The sequence below is a fragment of the Caballeronia udeis genome (assembly GCF_001544555.2).
Classification (GTDB): Bacteria; Pseudomonadota; Gammaproteobacteria; order Burkholderiales; family Burkholderiaceae; genus Caballeronia; species Caballeronia udeis.
In genome coordinates this window covers 1-16,261 of sequence record NZ_FCOK02000099.1, presented here as the reverse complement: position 1 = coordinate 16,261, position 16,261 = coordinate 1, and the positions used below count along the sequence as shown (strand labels likewise).

The window sequence follows — 16,261 nt, the reverse complement described above, 5'->3', positions numbered from 1 at the left end:
CTTTTCGATGTCATTGGATAACGCGTACAACGCCTTGATCGTGGACCTGCCGCCGCTGCCTGAAATCAACGAGCGCAATCAGAACGGCATCACCGGCCTCGGCCACGTATTGGAACCGGGCGAGATTGATGTCTCGCACGGCACGATCCTGTACCTCGAGGACGTGATGGTGAGCTTCGATGGTTTCCGCGCGCTGAACAAGCTGACGCTGTCCATTGATGTAGGCGAACTGCGCTGCGTGATCGGGCCCAACGGCGCGGGCAAGACCACGATGATGGACGTCATCACCGGCAAGACGCGTCCGGATTCGGGCAAGGTTTTTCTCGGCCAGACATTTGACCTGACGCGCATGTCGGAGCCGGTGATTGCGCGCACGGGTATCGGCCGGAAGTTCCAGAAACCGACCGTATTCGAGAACCATCCGGTATGGGAAAACCTCGAACTCGCGATGAAAACCGACAAGGGCTGGCTCGCGTCGCTCAGGTCGAAACTGGATCGCGAGGCGCAGGCGCGCATTGAGGAAACGCTGGAGCTGATCCATCTCGAAGCCGATGCCACACGTTATGCCGGCGAGTTGTCGCACGGGCAGAAACAGCGGCTGGAGATTGGCATGTTGCTGATGCAGCAACCCGCGCTCCTGTTACTCGATGAACCCGCTGCCGGCATGACGGACCACGAGACCATGCAGCTCGCGGAGTTGCTGAACAAGCTTCGCGGCACCTGTTCGATGATGGTCGTCGAGCACGACATGGAATTTGTCGCAGCGCTCTCCGGTGAGTCGGGACGCGTGACCGTGATGGCCGAAGGCAGCGTACTCGCGCACGGCACGCTCGACGAAGTGAAGCGCAACGAGAAAGTGATCGAGTCGTACCTCGGCCGCTGATTTGATCACCACGGAAGCCCCAAGAAAATGCTCGAAGTCGATTCCCTCAACCAGTTCTACGGCGGCAGCCACATCCTGCGCAATGTGAAGATGACCGTGCCCGATGGAAAACTGACCGTTTTACTGGGCCGCAACGGCGTGGGAAAGACCACCTTGCTGCGCTGTCTGATGGGCGTCGTGCCCACCAAAAGCGGCACGATCTCATGGCGCGGCGCGAAGATTTCATCCATGCCTACTTATAAGCGCGTATCGAGCGGCCTCGCTTACGTACCGCAAGGCCGCGACATCTTCGGCCGGCTCACCGTTGAAGAGAATTTGCTGGTGGGCGCGGCGAGCCGCAAGGCGCCGTCGAAGGTACCGGACCGGATCTACGAACTCTTTCCCGTACTCAAGGAGATGAAAAGCCGGCGCGGCGGCGATCTGTCAGGCGGTCAGCAACAGCAGCTTGCGATCGGCCGCGCGCTGATGAGCGAACCACAGTTGCTCATTCTCGATGAACCCACCGAGGGCATCCAGCCGTCCATCATCCAGGATATCGGGCGCACGTTGCGTCAACTGGTCGATGAAATGGGCATGACGGTATTGCTCGTTGAACAGTATTACGACTTCGCTCGCGAGCTTGCGGACAGGTACTGGGTAATGAGCCGCGGAGAGATCGTAGCGGGCGGTGAAGGCGCGGACATGGAAGCGCATGGCGTGCGGGAGTTGATCGCGGTCTGACGCTCGCCGTACTATTGGCGACTCGCTCCGATCCTGAAAGCCTCATGCATCACGAACCTATCGCCGCGCTGTTGCCATCGACTGTCCCCGGCTCCGACGAGTGGCACGGCAAGCTCGAGCTCGGCTTCACACATCAGCCTTCCGGACGGACGGCGCTCACGCACCGGAAACACATGGGGCCCTTGCGTATGCAACGCCCCTTGTACCCCGAGGGCGAGACCATCTGCCACGCGGTCATCGTGCATCCGCCGGGCGGCGTGGCGGGCGGTGACCGGCTGGCAATTGATATCGACCTGGCCGGGCAAACGCACGCCGTTATCACCACGCCCGGTGCGACCAAGTGGTACAAGGCGAACGGCAAGCTCGCCACGCAGCGAATCGATATCCGCGTCGGCGCGAACGCAAAGCTCGACTGGCTGCCGCAGAACAACATCGTGTTCGAGTCATCGAACGTGGCGCTGGATTTCACGCTGACGATGGACGAGACGGCGACGGCCATCGGCTGGGACGCGATGCAGTTGGGCCGGCAGGCAGCAGGCGAACGATGGTCGGACGGCCGGCTGACCGCCACGGCGCGGATCAAAGACAGCAAGGGCCGGCTGCGCTGGTTCGAACGTGCGTTATTGAGCGCCCACGATCCCTTGCGCCTCGCGCCGCAAGGCCTCGCAGGCTTTCCGGCCTACGGCACGCTCTGGGCGATCGGCCCGGCCTGCGACGACGCGCTGGCGGAATCCCTGACAGCACGCCTCCCGTTCAGTGAAACCCTCCGCGCCGCCGCTTCCTGCGTCGCACCGGGCGTACTGGTCGTCCGCGCCGCAAGCCATTCAATGGAGCCACTTCAACAATTAATGACCGAATGCTGGACTACGCTGCGTCCGCTGATTCATGGCGTCGATGCCCGGCCGCTCAGGCTTTGGACCACCTAGCCCGGGTAATTCCCATTAAAATCCGCACCACAAAAGAGCACAATTAAGCCCATATTTTGTGCATCACGACGGCGTGCGTCCCGCTCAAGCCCACCCAGCAAGGCGAAAGCGCAATGGCACGACTCTCGCTTAACCCTCTTTCCGACGAGTGCGTCCATCAATGAGACGCACCGCGCCACATCGCGATCCAAGGAAAGAGAATCAAATGACCAACACGCTTCGCCGCCGCGCAGTTCGCACCGCAGTCGCCGCCCTTCTCGCCATCCCGGCTCTTGCTTTAGTCCCGCTCACCGCTCACGCCGACGCGCTCGACAACATCACGAAAGCCGGCGTCCTGAAAGTTGCCGTGCCGGAGGATTACCCGCCGTTCGGCGCCGTTGGCGCCGATATGAAGCCGCAGGGTTATGACATCGATACGGCCGCGCTGCTTGCCAAGTCACTCGGCGTCAAACTCGAACTCGTGCCGGTCAACAGCGCGAATCGCGTCCCGTACCTGACGACGAACAAAGTGGACATGGTGATTTCGTCGCTGGGCAAGACGCCGGATCGCGAGAAGATGATGGACTTCTCCGTGGCCTACGCGCCGTACTTCCAGGGCGTATTCGGCCCCGCCGATATCAAGGTCACCGGCCCCGCCGACCTGACCGGCAAGACGGTCGGCGCAACGCGCGGCGCACTCGAAGAAATCGCGCTCACGCAAATGGCGCCGAACGCGACCATCAAGCGTTTCGAAGACAACAACGCCACCATCCAGGCGTTTCTTTCCGGTCAGGTCCAACTGATCGCCGCAGGCAATCTCGTCGCCGCAACGATCCTTGCGAACAATCCGCCGCGCCGTCCTGAACCGAAGTTCGTGATCAAGAATTCGCCTTGTTTCATCGGCATGAACAAGAACGAACCACGCTTGCTGGCCAAGGTCGATGCCGCCATCGACCAGGCAAAGAAGGACGGCTCACTCAACGCCATATCGAAGAAGTGGTTCAAGGCACCGCTGCCGGTCGATCTTTAATCCAGCTCGCGAATCAACACTATCCAGGCTTAAATAACAAGGCGCCGCTTTAATGGCTTATCAACTCCAGTTCGGCGATCTCGGACAGTACGCCGGCATGTTCGCGAGCGGCGCGGCAGTAACCCTTGGGCTGACTGCCGTGTCAACCGTGCTTGGCCTCGCGGTCGGCATACTCGGTGCGGCGGGCAAAGGCAGCAAGTTTCCCGCGGTGCGCTCGTTCGTTGGCAGTTATGTGGAAGCGATCCGCAATACGCCGTTCATCGTGCAATTGTTCTTCGTGTTTTTCGGGCTGCCGGCGCTCGGTATTCGTATTGATGAATACGTGGCCGCTGTACTCGCCATGACACTCAATCTCGGTGCGTATTCGGTGGAGATCATCCGCTCGGGTATTGCGGCGGTGCCCAAGGGGCATCTTGAAGCGGCGGCGTCGCTTGCGATGACCCGTGGCGAGACCTTCAGGCACGTGGTCTTGCCGCAAGCCATCGCCAAGGTGTTCCCGGCGCTCACCAGCCAGATCGTGATCACCATGCTCGGCTCGGCGGTGGTGTCGCAAATATCCGTGGCCGACCTGACCTACGCCGCGAGCTACATCCAGTCGCGCAATTTCCGCGCGTTCGAAACGTATTTCCTGATCACGGCCGCGTATCTCCTGATGGCGATCCTCTTGCGCTTCCTGCTCAACGAAGCGGGCAAGCGCCTGTTCGCCCGCAATCTGCGAGGCGCCCGATGATCGAATTCACGTTCGAACAAATTCTCACCAACCTGCTGCTCGCGGCGCGCTGGACCATCGTCCTGTCGATCGTTTCGTTCGTGGCCGGCGGGATCGTGGGCTTCGTGCTGCTCATCATGCGCGTGTCCAGTTCGCGCATGTTGCGCACTATCGTGAAGGCTTATATAGAGATCTTCCAGGGCACGCCGCTGCTGATGCAACTGTTCCTGGTGTTCTTCGGTTTGCCGCTGCTCGGCATAGAAGTTGAACCGTGGATTGCGGCAACGGTCGGCCTCACGCTATTCACCAGCGCTTATCTCGCCGAGATCTGGCGCGGCTGCGTTGAAGCTGTTCCAAAGGGTCAATGGGAAGCATCGTCCAGCCTTGCGATGAATTACTTCGAGCAATTGCGCCATGTGATTCTTCCGCAAGCCATGCGCATTGCCATCGGGCCGACTGTCGGCTTCGGCGTGCAGGCCGTGAAGGACACGGCGCTGGTTTCGATCATCGGCTTCACCGAGCTCACCAAAGCCGGCACGATGATTTCGAACGCGACCTTCAGGCCGTTCGTGGTCTACGGCCTGGTCGCGGTGATCTATTTCGTGATTTGTTATCCGCTTACCCGCTACGCGCGCACGCTCGAAAGGAAATGGAATGCCGCTCGTTGAAACGCAAAACTTGAAAAAGCAGTTCGGCGCGAACCAGGTCCTGAAGGGCATCGATTTTTCGGTGGAATCGGGACAGGTGGTGGCAATCATTGGTCGCAGCGGCTCGGGTAAGAGCACCTTGCTGCGGACCTTGAACGGACTGGAAAGTATCGACGAAGGGTCGATAGAAATCGACGGCGAACACATGGACGCCCGTCACGCCGACCTGCGCGCATTGCGCCTGAAGGTTGGCATGGTGTTCCAGCAGTACAACCTGTTTCCGCATCTGACCGCCGGACAGAACGTGATGCTCGCGCAAACGGTAGTCAAGAAGGTTCACAAGGCAAAGGCGCGCGCAACCGCTGAACAAGTGCTTGAACGCGTCGGCCTCGCCGATAAATTCAACGCCTATCCCGAACAACTGTCGGGTGGACAGCAGCAGCGCGTGGCTATTGCGCGAGCCCTCGCGATGAAACCCTCCGTACTGCTCTGCGATGAAATCACCTCCGCGCTCGATCCTGAACTGGTGGGCGAAGTATTGGCGGTGGTGGAAAGCCTCGCCGCCGACGGCATGACCCTCATCATGGTCACGCACGAGATGCGCTTTGCGCGGCGTGTGTCGAACAAGGTCGTGTTCATGCATCAGGGCCGCGTGTGGGAAAGCGGCACGCCGGAGGAGATCTTCGAGCGGCCTACGACCATTGAACTGCGCAAGTTCATCCAATGAAATCGTAGGGTTGCAATGCCAGGATTTCTTTTAACTTCAGCACTTCATACAAGACACGCTCCAATCCCATGAAGCTCACCCACCGCGAAAAAGACAAGCTGCTGATCTTCACCGCCGCCCTGCTCGCCGAACGCCGACGCGCACGTGGGCTGAAGCTGAACTATCCGGAAGCCATCGCGTTCATCTCGGCGGCGCTGATGGAAGCGGCGCGCGACGGCCGTACAGTCGCCGACGTGATGCACTACGGCACCACGCTGCTCACACGCGACGACGTGATGGACGGCGTGCCGGAAATGATCCCGGACATCCAGATAGAAGCGACCTTCCCCGACGGCACCAAGCTCGTGACCGTCCATCATCCGATTCCCTGAACTTGCAGCACTCTATAAGGAGCCGCGCATGATTCCCGGCGAATATCTGATCGACGATGGTGAGCACGAACTCAACGCGGGCCGCGAGACGGTGTCCGTGACGGTATCGAATACGGGTGACCGGCCCGTGCAGGTCGGCTCGCATTTTCATTTCTTCGAAGTCAACACGGCGCTCACCTTCGAGCGCGACAAGGCCAGGGGCTTTCGGCTGAACATTGCGTCGGGTACGGCCGTGCGCTTCGAGCCCGGCCAGGAACGCACGGTTGAACTCGTGGCGCTCTCCGGCGATCGCCGGGTTTACGGCTTCAACGGCCTCGTCATGGGTCCGCTTTGATCTCAACTTCAGGAATATCGAAATGACGCTACGCATCGGACGCCGCGCCTACGCGGAGATGTTCGGCCCGACCACCGGCGACCGCGTGCGTCTCGCCGATACCGACCTCCTGATCGAAGTCGAGCGCGACTTCACGACCTACGGCGAGGAAGTGAAATTCGGCGGCGGCAAGGTGATTCGCGACGGCATGGGCCAGTCGCAGCGCGTGCATGCCGACGTGGTGGACACGGTCGTGACGAACGCGCTGATCCTCGATCACTGGGGCATCGTGAAGGCGGATATCGGCATCAAGAACGGACGTGTGTTTGCGATCGGCAAGGCGGGCAATCCGGATATCCAGCCGGGCGTGACCATTGCGATTGGCGCCGCGACCGAGGTGATTGCCGGTGAAGGGATGATCGTGACGGCGGGCGGTATTGACTCGCATATTCACTTCATCAGCCCGCAGCAGATTGACGAAGCACTGGCCTCCGGCGTCACTACCATGCTCGGCGGCGGCACCGGTCCCGCAACGGGCACGAACGCGACGACCTGCACGCCGGGGCCGTGGCATCTCGAACGCATGCTGCAAGCCGCCGATGGCTGGCCGGTGAACCTCGGCTTTCTCGGCAAGGGCAACGTGAGCTTGCCGGCGCCGGCGATTGAACAGATCAAGGCCGGCGCGATCGGGCTCAAGCTGCATGAAGACTGGGGCACGACGCCGGCAGCTATCGACAACTGCCTGTCTGTTGCCGACGATACCGACACGCAAGTCGCCATTCACACGGACACGCTGAACGAAGCAGGTTTTGTGGAGACCACGGTGGCCGCGTTCAAGGGCCGCACGATCCACACGTATCACACCGAAGGCGCGGGCGGCGGCCACGCGCCGGACATCATCAAGGTGTGCGGCGAGTCGAACGTGCTGCCTTCATCGACGAATCCCACACGGCCTTACACCATCAACACGCTCGACGAACACCTCGACATGCTGATGGTCTGCCATCACCTCGATCCCTCGATTGCCGAAGACATTGCGTTCGCCGAGTCGCGGATTCGACGCGAGACGATTGCTGCCGAAGACATCCTTCATGACCTGGGCGCACTGTCCATGTTGTCTTCCGATTCGCAGGCGATGGGGCGTGTTGGCGAGGTTGTCATGCGCACCTGGCAGACCGCGCACAAGATGAAGACGCAGCGTGGCGCGTTGCCGGAAGACTCGTCGCGTAACGACAATTTCCGCGCGAAACGCTACGTCGCCAAGTACACGATCAACCCGGCAATCACGCATGGCATCGCGCATGAAGTCGGTTCCATTGAACCGGGCAAGTGGGCCGACCTCGTCTTCTGGGAACCGGCGTTCTTCGGTGTGAAGCCTGCAATGATTCTGAAAGGCGGCATGATCGCGGTCGCGCAGATGGGGGACCCGAACGCATCGATTCCGACGCCGCAGCCGGTGCACTATCGCGAGATGTTCGCCACCCGCGGCGGCGCGTTGGGGAAGACCTCCCTGACGTTTGTCTCGCAGATGGCGCTGGACGACGGCATTGGTGAACGGTATGGCTTACGTAAGCAAGTGGTCGCGGTGAAGAACTGCCGGAACATATCGAAGGCCGACATGGTTCACAATGCGTACAGGCCGTCCATTACCGTCGATCCGGAAACGTATCAGGTTGTAGCCGACGGCCAGTTGCTCACCTGCGAGCCGGCCACTGTCCTGCCGATGGCGCAGCGCTACTTCCTGTTCTGATACTGATCCTGATCCCGAGACTTTCATGCGCACGATCGACAAACGTATTGAAGCGAAACTTGCCGCACCATTGATCAAACGCGCGCCCACGCTCACCCTTCCCTTCGATGACCGCTGCAAGAGCCGTCTGGCCGCTACGCTGGATAACGGTGAGGAAGTGGCGCTGGTGCTGCCGCGCGGCACGGTGCTGCGCGACGGCGACATGCTGGTTGCGGACGACGGTGGCCTGGTGCGCGTGATTGCAGCGGAACAGGATGTGCTGGTCGTGCATGCCCACGATGCCATTACGCTGACGCGCGCCGCGTACCACCTGGGCAACCGGCACACGCCGGTGGAAGTCGCCGCGGGGCAGTTGAAACTCGAAGCCGATCCGGTGCTGGAAGACATGCTCAAGCGTCTGGGCGCGCACGTGGATCACGCGACGGCGCCGTTCCAGCCGGAGACAGGCGCGTATGGCGGCGGTCACAAGCATGGGCATGACGAGACGTTTGTCGAGGACTATGCGCTCGCGCAAAAGGTCTTCGATGAGCATCACGGGCACTCGCACGATCATGGACATGCGCACGGCGCGGGCCACGATCATGGCGACCATTCGCAGTGCACGCATGGGCATGGGGACCACGGCGCCCATGTTCATGATCACGCGCACGATCACGCGCACGGCAAGGGCCACGACCACGGCGATCACTCGCAGTGCGGCCACGAAGGCCACGACCACGACCACGGTCATGCGCATCGCTGAGCTTACGGCGCTGCTTCACCTGGCGTCGCCGGCACTGCCTATTGGCGCGTTCAGTTATTCGCAGGGCCTCGAATCAGCGATAGAACATGGCTTGATCCACGATGGCGACAGCGCCCGCGACTGGATCGCCAGCGGCTTGACCAATGTGCTCGCACGCGGCGAGTTGCCGTTCCTTGCGCACCAGATGACGCGCTGGCGCAATCACGATGCCGCAGGACTCGCCACCGCCGATGAAGAATTCCTCGCCAGCCGCGAGTCGGCGGAATTGCGTCGTGAGACGCAGCAAATGGGTTGGTCGCTGGCGCAGTTGTGCACGCAGCTTGAATGGGGTGACGCCGCACGCCTCGCGACCCTGAACGCCATCAAACCGGTTTCGCAGCCAACCGCGTTCGCCTTCGCCGCCTTCACCCACGACGCCGCGCCCGACGCCGCCCTCGCCGCATATGCCTTCTCATGGGTCGAAAACCAGGCCGCAGCGGCGTTGAAAGCTGTCCCGCTGGGGCAGATCGCAGGGCAGCGGATCATCGTTGCGTTGCGGGTTGCCATCGATACCGCTGTAGAAAAAGCGCTCGACACCTCGCCAGACCAGATCAACACCTTCGCGCCGCAGCTTGGCATTCTCTCGGCGCGCCACGAATCACAATATTCACGCTTGTTCCGCTCTTAAAAAACATGAACGCACCTGTCTATTCCGCCGCTGCCCGCCGCTCCAAGAAACTGCCGCCCTTGCGCGTGGGCGTGGGAGGCCCGGTCGGCTCGGGCAAGACCACGCTGCTAGAAATGCTCTGCAAGGCGATGCGCGAGAAATACGACCTCGTCGCGATCACCAACGACATCTACACTAAAGAGGATCAGCGCCTGCTGACGGTCGCGGGCGCATTGCCGGCCGAGCGGATCATGGGCGTGGAAACGGGCGGCTGCCCGCACACGGCGATCCGCGAAGATGCGTCCATCAACCTGGAAGCCGTCGACCAGATGATCGAGCGTTTCCCGGACGCGGATATCGTGTTCATTGAATCGGGCGGGGATAATCTCGCGGCCACTTTCAGCCCGGAATTATCGGATTTGACCATTTACGTGATCGATGTTGCCGGCGGCGAAAAAATTCCGCGCAAGGGCGGTCCGGGCATTACGAAATCCGACCTGCTGGTCATCAACAAGATCGACCTTGCCCCTTACGTTGGCGCAAATCTCGACATCATGGCCTCCGATGCCAGGAAGATGCGCGGAGAACGGCCATTTGTCATGTGCAACCTGAAGGCGCTGGAAGGGCTCGACGACGTGGTTCGCTTCATCGAAAAAAAGGGTCTGCTCGTGGTCTGAGTGCAGGTTCCGGTGCTTTGGAGAACCTGTTCGCGGCCGATCGAGTACGTTAACATGTCGCCTTGCCCTTTTTTACGGCCATAGGCCCGCTTTTCGGAGACCTCTGATCGACAGCCCCGATACGCTCCTCACTCGCGACGCCGCCGTGCGGCTGAAATCGTCGCCCGCAGCGTCCTCGACACCCATGGCGCAACCCTCGAAGCGCGTTGCCGTGCTGTTTCACATCGCAGATTTCAACGACGGTGGTATTGAATCGTCGTTGATGCAGTGGCTGCGAATCTACGAGCGCGCGCGCTTTTCGGTGACGCTGTCCGTGATGTTTTCGTCGCCCGCGTTCGAGCAGCGCTTCAGGGCGCTGGTTCCCGCGGATGTTGGCGTGGAGATCCTCACCGACAAACCCTGGCTCAACCTGTTCCAGACGCGTCGTTACGCGCATCAGTTGAGCAAGCTCGGGCGCGTTGGCCGCGACGTCTTCAACACGCTCGCCGTGCGCCCTTACGTGAAGGCGCGCGTGGCCGCGTTGGCGCGGCGTCACGACATCATCATCGACTTCGACATGTCGTTGCGCCGTCTGGCCGGCCGCTTCGGCGTGGCATGGCTCGGCGTGAACCATTTCAGTTTCGATGCACGGCTGGGCGGCCGGCGCAGGAAGATGAAACGGCTGCTCGCGCAATATGGGCGTTATGACGGCATTGCCGCGCTGAACCGCCAGATGGCCGATGAAGCGAGCGAGCTGTTCAATGGCCATCTGCGCAACGTGTTTGTGCTGCCGAATGCGATCGATATCGACCGGATTCGCGAGAACAGCGCACATGTGGAACCGCCGCCGTGTGCCGGGCCGTATATCGTTTCAGTGGCGCGGCTCGACGAAATCCAGAAGGATCACCGGACCTTGCTGCGGGCTTACGCGCAGCTTGTCAGGACGTTTGGTGGCGGCGCGTTGCAGGAAGACCTGGTGATTGTCGGCGACGGCGGTTTTCGCCGCGAACTGGAAGCGCTGGCGGTGGAACTGGGCGTGGGGAAGCGCGTGCATTTCACGGGGTATCGGAACAATCCGCACGCGGTCGTGGCGCATGCGAGTGCGCTGGTGCTCAGCTCGCGTTACGAAGGCATGCCGATGGTGTTGCTCGAAGCGCTGGCGCTCGGCAAACCGGTGATCTCAACCGATTGCCCGACGGGGCCGCGAGAGATCCTGGACGATGGCCGGTTCGGGCTGCTGGTTCCTATCGGCGATGTGGACGCGATGGCCGGAGCGCTGGCGCGGTTGTTGTCGGACCATGCCCTGCGCGATGGCTTTACGCGTGAAGCGCTGGAACGGGCGCGGGCGTATGGCCTGGAGGCAAGCAATGAAAGGTTCGTCGCTTGCGTGACACGGATTTTGGAGGAACGGGGTTAATCCAGCGGGGGTTGTTCGCCCATACCGCCGCCGGATCACTGCTCCTCTGCCTGCGTGCGCAACAACGCGCCCAACACCGCCACCGTCCGCGCCGTCGCTCCGCGATGCTTTGCCGCGAACGCCGACGCCGCTGCGCTCATGGCGAGCCGGCGGGGTTTATCGGTGAAAAGTTCTCTCAGGCCGCGCGCCAACGCCGCCGGATCGCTCACCCGCAGCGCCGCGCCTTCCGCGATCGCATCGTTGGTCGCTTGCGTGAAGTTGAAAGTGTGCGGGCCAATCAGCACCGGCACACCCGCCGCACACGCCTCGATCAGGTTCTGCCCGCCCAGCGGCAGCAAGCTCCCGCCGATAAACGCCAGATCCGACGCCGCGTAATACGCGCTCAGCTCGCCCATCGAATCGCCGAGCAGCACGTTGACGTCCGGAGGCAAAGCCGGCGCTGCATCGATTCCCGATCCCGCTGCCGCCACCCGGCCTGCCCAGGCGGAACGCCGCACACAGGACAGCGCGGCGGCATTGATCAGCACGGCCACTTCGTCGAACCGCTGCGGATGGCGCGGCACGAGGATCAGCAGCGCGTCGGGAATGCGGGTCCGCAAGGTCGTGAACGCCTGCAACACCAGCGCTTCCTCCCCTTCGCGCGTGCTCGCCGCCACCCACACCGGCCGCTCCCCAATCGCTGCGCGCCATGCATGGCCGCGCGCATAGAGTTCGAGCGGCGCGGCCATATCGAACTTCAGGTTGCCAAGCACCGTGACATTGCGCGCACCCAGCGCACTCAGGCGGTCCGCGTCGGACTGCGTCTGAGCCAGCACGCGCGTAAAACCGCCGAAGACTTCGCGCGTCGCATTGCCGAACTTCGCCGCGCGCTTGAACGAGCGCGCCGACATCCGGGCGTTCGTCAGGACCAGCGGGATATCGGCCCGTTTGCATTCGTCGATGAGCGTTGGCCACACCTCCGTCTCCATCACGATGCCCAGCGACGGCCGCCACGCGCGCAAGAACCGCCGCACGAGCGAGGGTGAATCGTAGGGAAGATAGCTGCGCGAAATACGGTCGCCGTATAGCTCCACGCCGGTCGCGCGGCCGCTTGGCGTCATGTGCGTCAGCAGGATGCGGGCTTCGGGATGCGCTTGGCTCAATGCTTCAATCAGCGGCTGAGCCGCACGCGTCTCCCCTACGGACACCGCATGCACCCAGATCAACGGCGCGAGGTCGTCGGCACGGCGGGCGGGGCCAAAGCCAAACCGCTCACCAATATGCTCGCGATACCCCCGTTCCCGCCGCGAGCGGATCAAGAGGCGCAACACCGCCAGCGGCGCGACGAGCCACCATAACGCGCGATACACGAGTCTCAGCATCGGCCGCCCTCGCGGCAGGCCGGCAACGATCGCTCACCGTGCACATGAGAACCCGGGCGGACGCTCGCGCTGAAGCCCGACACCACGGAACAGCCCCACCCGGCGGCGGCGCTCAAACCAGCGCCCTGCCTTTCAGGCGCTGCAGGATGCCGAGCGGCGCGCAGTCGGGCTGGGCCATGGCGCCGACGGGAAGGAAGAAGGTTTGCTCGAGCATGTACTGGCCGGACATGACGGCGTGCGAGGTTTGATCGGAGAAACACACCCACACGCAGCCGGGCGGGAACGGCATTTCCTGCTGTGGCGATTTCGCCTGATAGTCGAGATCGGCTTTCATCGCGTCGTGCAAATGGAGCATCAGGTGGTCGTATTCGCTGCGAGGCGTCTTGGTGATGTGCAGCAGGTTCATGAGCCACGCCGAACCGGGAACCGGGGCTTTGATGGCGGGAAGGAAGCGTTTTGCCATGTCCTCGAACGGTTCGCCGACGCGCCACACACGCGGCGCGCCATCGGGATTGACGTTAGTGAACACGCGCAGGATGCGCTCGCCATAATTCGGCCGCGACGGGAAAGCGTCGACGTGAAGGCGGCTGTCGTCCTTGCGCCACGACGTCTCACGCGTTTCCACGCGATGCAGTCGCAGGCTGGTCGGCGCGACCCGCAATTTGCCCTGATATTCGGGAAAGAGCCCGTCGACCAGGGAGCGCGCGTTCGCCTGATATCGCGCGATCAGCGCCCGGACGGCGGATTGCGTAACGGCCTCGCCGAGTACACCGACGAGCGGGCCGCCATTGGGAGCGAGGCTGATGTTCTTGCGCTGCGGATCGGCGACCTTCGGGTCGAGCAGCGCCCGTTCGCCGCCTTCTATGGCAAACGCCAGATGCGGAAAATAGAGGACCTTGCCGCGCTCGACGCCGGCCAGCAACGCCTCGCGCGGCACGGAAAGCTGCTGGCCCTGCCAGTCGGCGGACGCAACTTCAATGATTTGAGATTCGGTCATGTGCCTTCGATTTGTTTGGATGAGCGAGTGAGCGAGCCCGATTATTGTCAACTGGCTTCAATCGGCTGCAATCGACCTCGATTGGCTTCGATTGACGCATCGGGAAAAACGTCGCGCCCGGCGAGCGAGGTGCATTTTCGCTCAAACCGATTGCAAAATCCGTTGCGCGGGAGGCTGGCAGTTGATGGGCCTCAACTGGACCTCAAACCGCCGGGTTTCATCTGGTTTCGTCAAGCACGCCGCCGAATCGCTGCAAATCACTGTGAACCGCGGCGATTGAGCAATCCCTGGAACCGAAACCGCTTCCTCACCTTCACTCGCCACCCTACTGATACTGATACAGCTCCTGCTGCCGCAATGCATCAAAGCAGCCCAAAGCCTGCGAGCGTTGCTTTGACTTGCTGCAACGTCGGGTGCTGGCCAGCACTGCCCAGATTCACCACGCGTGGGGACCAGTAACCGCCGGTGCGCCAGGCGGTCGAGAAATTGTACAACTCGATGGTCGGCCGCTTCAGGGCTGCCGCGATATGCACGAGTCCCGTGTCCACGCCGACTGTCGCCGCGGCGCCATCGATCAAACCGACCACGGCCGGCAATGAGAGTTTTGGCGGCACGACTGCTGCCGCGCCGAATTCTTTTGCCAGCTTCTCGCTGGTTTCGCGTTCGGTCTCGCTGCCCCATGGCAGCACGATTGATACTCCGCGCCGGATCAGGGTCTGGCCGAGTTCGATCCAGGCGGTGTCGGGCCATTGTTTATCGGCGCGGGACGTGGCGTGGACGAACACCACGTAAGGCACGGGCAGGTTCAGCCCCGTCTCCGATAACGCCAGCGCGGCGCGGCGGGTATCGATGCCGAACTCGATCGCGTCGGTGGGTTCCGGGCGCGGATCGCCTAGTGCTGCGGCAACCAGTTGCCGGGTGCGTTCGACCACGTGTGTGCGTGGTTCGATGGGCACGCGTTTGTTGTAGAAGAAGCGGACGGGCCATTCGTAGCCGGCGCCGTCGGTGCGGTTACCGAGGCCGACCAGTGTGCCGCGTGCCCAGCTTGCGACCCATGCGGTCTTGATGAGCCCTTGGCAGTCGATGACGAGGTCGTACTTTTCTGCGGCCAGAGCGCGGCGAAAGCGTAGGATTTCGCGCCAGTTGTCGATGGAGAAGAGGCGTTTGCGCCAGCGCCGGAGCGAGAATGGGATGGCGCGGCGTATGCCGTCGACGAGTTCGACGAGATCCGTGAAGCTCTCTTCGACTAGCCAGTCGATCTGGGCATCGGGGTGGAGACGACGGATATCGGCGATGGCCGGCATGTTATGGACGACGTCGCCTAGCGACGACACCCGGACAATCAAGATCTTTTGCACGCTGGACACGGTGGGCGCCGTCGGATTGGACGGCGCGTGGACAATTTTGAGATGCGCCGGAGTTTACCGCTGGCGCTTGAATTTGGGGGGTGTTTTCGCTCGCACTCGGGGTGGGTTTCGCTCGCGCTCGGGGGTGGGTTTCGCTCGCGCTCGGGGGTTGGTTTTCGCTCGCGCTCGGGTTCGGTAGTGGTTCTGGGTCAATGCCGGGTTGTGGGTTCTAGGGTTAGCGGTCGGGGTCTATGCCGGGTTGCTAGGTTCCGGGGTTAGCGGTCGGGGTCTATGCCGGGTTGCTGCTTTCGGCCTTAGCGGTCTGCGTGAGTCGGATTTTCTCTTTATCACTATTAGCCACTGTGCGTGGCGGCACGTCATTTCTTGGTCCTTAGCGACAAAGAAACGAAGCAAAGAAAACGCTTTAACCGCTCTACCCTAAGTGTCCACAGCGTGCAGTTTCTATTCATGGGTGCCCCAAAAGCACGGTGCTCGCCAGAGCCACCGATGTGTGAAACCCTCCTTCTCCGAACACGGATACCCACACGCTTCGCCACCAGTGATTGAACCTGCCCAAGGAGCACCCCGCGCTATCCGCGAACAACCTCCCACCGAATTTGTACGCATGTCGAACCACGTCGCCAACCCACGGAGAAACAAGGTCCCAAAAACGCGTGAGGCCGTGCTGACCGTGGGGTGCTGGTGCTTGCCCGAGAGCACTGGTGGCGAAGCGTGTTCATGTCAGGATTCGCGAGAACGAGGGGTTCAAACATCCTCCGCTCTGGCGAGCACCGTGCTTTTGGGGCACCCATGAATTGGAACTGCACGCTGTGGACACTTAGGGTAGAGCGGTTAAAAGCGTTTTCTTTGCTTCGTTTCTTTGTCGCTAAGGACCAAGAAATGACGCGCCGCCACGCGCAGTGGCTAATAGTGATAAAGAAAATAGCTCACTCAGGCAGACCACTAACGCCGAAAGCACCAACCCGGCACTGACCCCGACCGCTAACCCCAGAACCTGGCAACCCGGCATCAACCCCGACC

17 protein-coding genes are annotated in these 16,261 nt (G+C 61.8%); 14 read left to right on the top strand and 3 right to left on the bottom strand.

The window, feature by feature from the left end; all coding sequences use genetic code 11:
- Nucleotides 1-7: 7 nt before the first annotated feature.
- From urtD to AWB69_RS40135, 14 genes are all read left to right on the top strand, one after another.
- Nucleotides 8-883, top strand: coding sequence for an urea ABC transporter ATP-binding protein UrtD (urtD, locus tag AWB69_RS40200; protein ID WP_062092335.1), 876 nt, complete (start codon nt 8-10; stop codon nt 881-883).
- Between the two features lie 27 nt (nt 884-910).
- Complete coding sequence (urtE, locus tag AWB69_RS40195) at nt 911-1,603, top strand: urea ABC transporter ATP-binding subunit UrtE (protein WP_062092334.1); 693 nt, start codon at nt 911-913, stop codon at nt 1,601-1,603.
- A 44-nt stretch (nt 1,604-1,647) separates the two neighbouring features.
- Nucleotides 1,648-2,529, top strand: a complete 882-nt coding sequence (locus tag AWB69_RS40190; protein WP_062092333.1) for an urease accessory protein UreD — start codon at nt 1,648-1,650, stop codon at nt 2,527-2,529.
- 205 nt (nt 2,530-2,734) lie between these two features.
- Nucleotides 2,735-3,538, top strand: a complete 804-nt coding sequence (locus tag AWB69_RS40185) for a transporter substrate-binding domain-containing protein (RefSeq protein ID WP_062092332.1) — start codon at nt 2,735-2,737, stop codon at nt 3,536-3,538.
- Nucleotides 3,539-3,590: 52 nt separating this feature from the next.
- Nucleotides 3,591-4,268: an amino acid ABC transporter permease gene (locus tag AWB69_RS40180; RefSeq protein WP_062092331.1), complete on the top strand. Its 678-nt coding sequence runs from the start codon at nt 3,591-3,593 to the stop codon at nt 4,266-4,268.
- The gene (locus AWB69_RS40175) at nt 4,265-4,915 is read left to right on the top strand and encodes an amino acid ABC transporter permease (protein ID WP_062092330.1); all 651 of its coding nucleotides are present in this window, start codon (nt 4,265-4,267) and stop codon (nt 4,913-4,915) included. The genes AWB69_RS40180 and AWB69_RS40175 overlap by 4 nt, the downstream gene beginning before the upstream one ends.
- The gene (locus AWB69_RS40170; protein WP_062092329.1) at nt 4,902-5,621 is read left to right on the top strand and encodes an amino acid ABC transporter ATP-binding protein; all 720 of its coding nucleotides are present in this window, start codon (nt 4,902-4,904) and stop codon (nt 5,619-5,621) included. Before AWB69_RS40175 ends, AWB69_RS40170 begins: the two co-directional genes overlap by 14 nt.
- A gap of 68 nt (nt 5,622-5,689) precedes the next feature.
- On the top strand, nt 5,690-5,992 hold the full coding sequence (locus tag AWB69_RS40165) for an urease subunit gamma (protein WP_031362362.1): 303 nt from the start codon (nt 5,690-5,692) through the stop codon (nt 5,990-5,992).
- 28 nt (nt 5,993-6,020) lie between these two features.
- The gene (locus AWB69_RS40160; protein WP_062092328.1) at nt 6,021-6,326 is read left to right on the top strand and encodes an urease subunit beta; all 306 of its coding nucleotides are present in this window, start codon (nt 6,021-6,023) and stop codon (nt 6,324-6,326) included.
- Between the two features lie 22 nt (nt 6,327-6,348).
- Entirely contained in the window at nt 6,349-8,055 is a 1,707-nt protein-coding gene (ureC, locus tag AWB69_RS40155; protein ID WP_062092327.1) for an urease subunit alpha, read from the top strand.
- A 25-nt stretch (nt 8,056-8,080) separates the two neighbouring features.
- Complete coding sequence (ureE, locus tag AWB69_RS40150) at nt 8,081-8,797, top strand: urease accessory protein UreE (RefSeq protein WP_062092326.1); 717 nt, start codon at nt 8,081-8,083, stop codon at nt 8,795-8,797.
- A complete protein-coding gene (locus tag AWB69_RS40145; protein WP_062092325.1) occupies nt 8,784-9,464 on the top strand; it encodes an urease accessory protein UreF in 681 nt (226 codons plus the stop codon). The genes ureE and AWB69_RS40145 overlap by 14 nt, the downstream gene beginning before the upstream one ends.
- A gap of 5 nt (nt 9,465-9,469) precedes the next feature.
- Nucleotides 9,470-10,120, top strand: coding sequence for an urease accessory protein UreG (gene ureG, locus AWB69_RS40140; protein WP_062092324.1), 651 nt, complete (start codon nt 9,470-9,472; stop codon nt 10,118-10,120).
- A gap of 184 nt (nt 10,121-10,304) precedes the next feature.
- Nucleotides 10,305-11,516, top strand: coding sequence for a glycosyltransferase (locus tag AWB69_RS40135; protein WP_063978016.1), 1,212 nt, complete (start codon nt 10,305-10,307; stop codon nt 11,514-11,516).
- 35 nt (nt 11,517-11,551) lie between these two features.
- Here the strand turns inward: AWB69_RS40135 and waaA are convergent, their stop codons facing one another.
- The 3 genes from waaA to waaC form a co-directional block, all read right to left on the bottom strand.
- The gene (gene waaA, locus AWB69_RS40130; RefSeq protein ID WP_062092323.1) at nt 11,552-12,877 is read right to left on the bottom strand and encodes a lipid IV(A) 3-deoxy-D-manno-octulosonic acid transferase; all 1,326 of its coding nucleotides are present in this window, start codon (nt 12,875-12,877) and stop codon (nt 11,552-11,554) included.
- Between the two features lie 112 nt (nt 12,878-12,989).
- The gene (locus tag AWB69_RS40125; RefSeq protein ID WP_062092322.1) at nt 12,990-13,874 is read right to left on the bottom strand and encodes a Kdo hydroxylase family protein; all 885 of its coding nucleotides are present in this window, start codon (nt 13,872-13,874) and stop codon (nt 12,990-12,992) included.
- Nucleotides 13,875-14,236: 362 nt separating this feature from the next.
- Nucleotides 14,237-15,232 (bottom strand): lipopolysaccharide heptosyltransferase I, encoded by a 996-nt coding sequence (gene waaC / locus AWB69_RS40120; RefSeq protein WP_062092347.1) that lies wholly within the window; start codon nt 15,230-15,232, stop codon nt 14,237-14,239.
- Nucleotides 15,233-16,261 lie beyond the last annotated feature (1,029 nt).

Coding starts and splice junctions, on each gene's coding strand:
- urtD (WP_062092335.1), top strand. CDS start 8: ATGTCATTGGATAACGCGTACAACGCCTTGATCGTGGACCTGCCGCCG.
- urtE (WP_062092334.1), top strand. CDS start 911: ATGCTCGAAGTCGATTCCCTCAACCAGTTCTACGGCGGCAGCCACATC.
- AWB69_RS40190 (WP_062092333.1), top strand. CDS start 1,648: ATGCATCACGAACCTATCGCCGCGCTGTTGCCATCGACTGTCCCCGGC.
- AWB69_RS40185 (WP_062092332.1), top strand. CDS start 2,735: ATGACCAACACGCTTCGCCGCCGCGCAGTTCGCACCGCAGTCGCCGCC.
- AWB69_RS40180 (WP_062092331.1), top strand. CDS start 3,591: ATGGCTTATCAACTCCAGTTCGGCGATCTCGGACAGTACGCCGGCATG.
- AWB69_RS40175 (WP_062092330.1), top strand. CDS start 4,265: ATGATCGAATTCACGTTCGAACAAATTCTCACCAACCTGCTGCTCGCG.
- AWB69_RS40170 (WP_062092329.1), top strand. CDS start 4,902: ATGCCGCTCGTTGAAACGCAAAACTTGAAAAAGCAGTTCGGCGCGAAC.
- AWB69_RS40165 (WP_031362362.1), top strand. CDS start 5,690: ATGAAGCTCACCCACCGCGAAAAAGACAAGCTGCTGATCTTCACCGCC.
- AWB69_RS40160 (WP_062092328.1), top strand. CDS start 6,021: ATGATTCCCGGCGAATATCTGATCGACGATGGTGAGCACGAACTCAAC.
- ureC (WP_062092327.1), top strand. CDS start 6,349: ATGACGCTACGCATCGGACGCCGCGCCTACGCGGAGATGTTCGGCCCG.
- ureE (WP_062092326.1), top strand. CDS start 8,081: ATGCGCACGATCGACAAACGTATTGAAGCGAAACTTGCCGCACCATTG.
- AWB69_RS40145 (WP_062092325.1), top strand. CDS start 8,784: ATGCGCATCGCTGAGCTTACGGCGCTGCTTCACCTGGCGTCGCCGGCA.
- ureG (WP_062092324.1), top strand. CDS start 9,470: ATGAACGCACCTGTCTATTCCGCCGCTGCCCGCCGCTCCAAGAAACTG.
- AWB69_RS40135 (WP_063978016.1), top strand. CDS start 10,305: ATGGCGCAACCCTCGAAGCGCGTTGCCGTGCTGTTTCACATCGCAGAT.
- waaA (WP_062092323.1), bottom strand. CDS start 12,877: ATGCTGAGACTCGTGTATCGCGCGTTATGGTGGCTCGTCGCGCCGCTG.
- AWB69_RS40125 (WP_062092322.1), bottom strand. CDS start 13,874: ATGACCGAATCTCAAATCATTGAAGTTGCGTCCGCCGACTGGCAGGGC.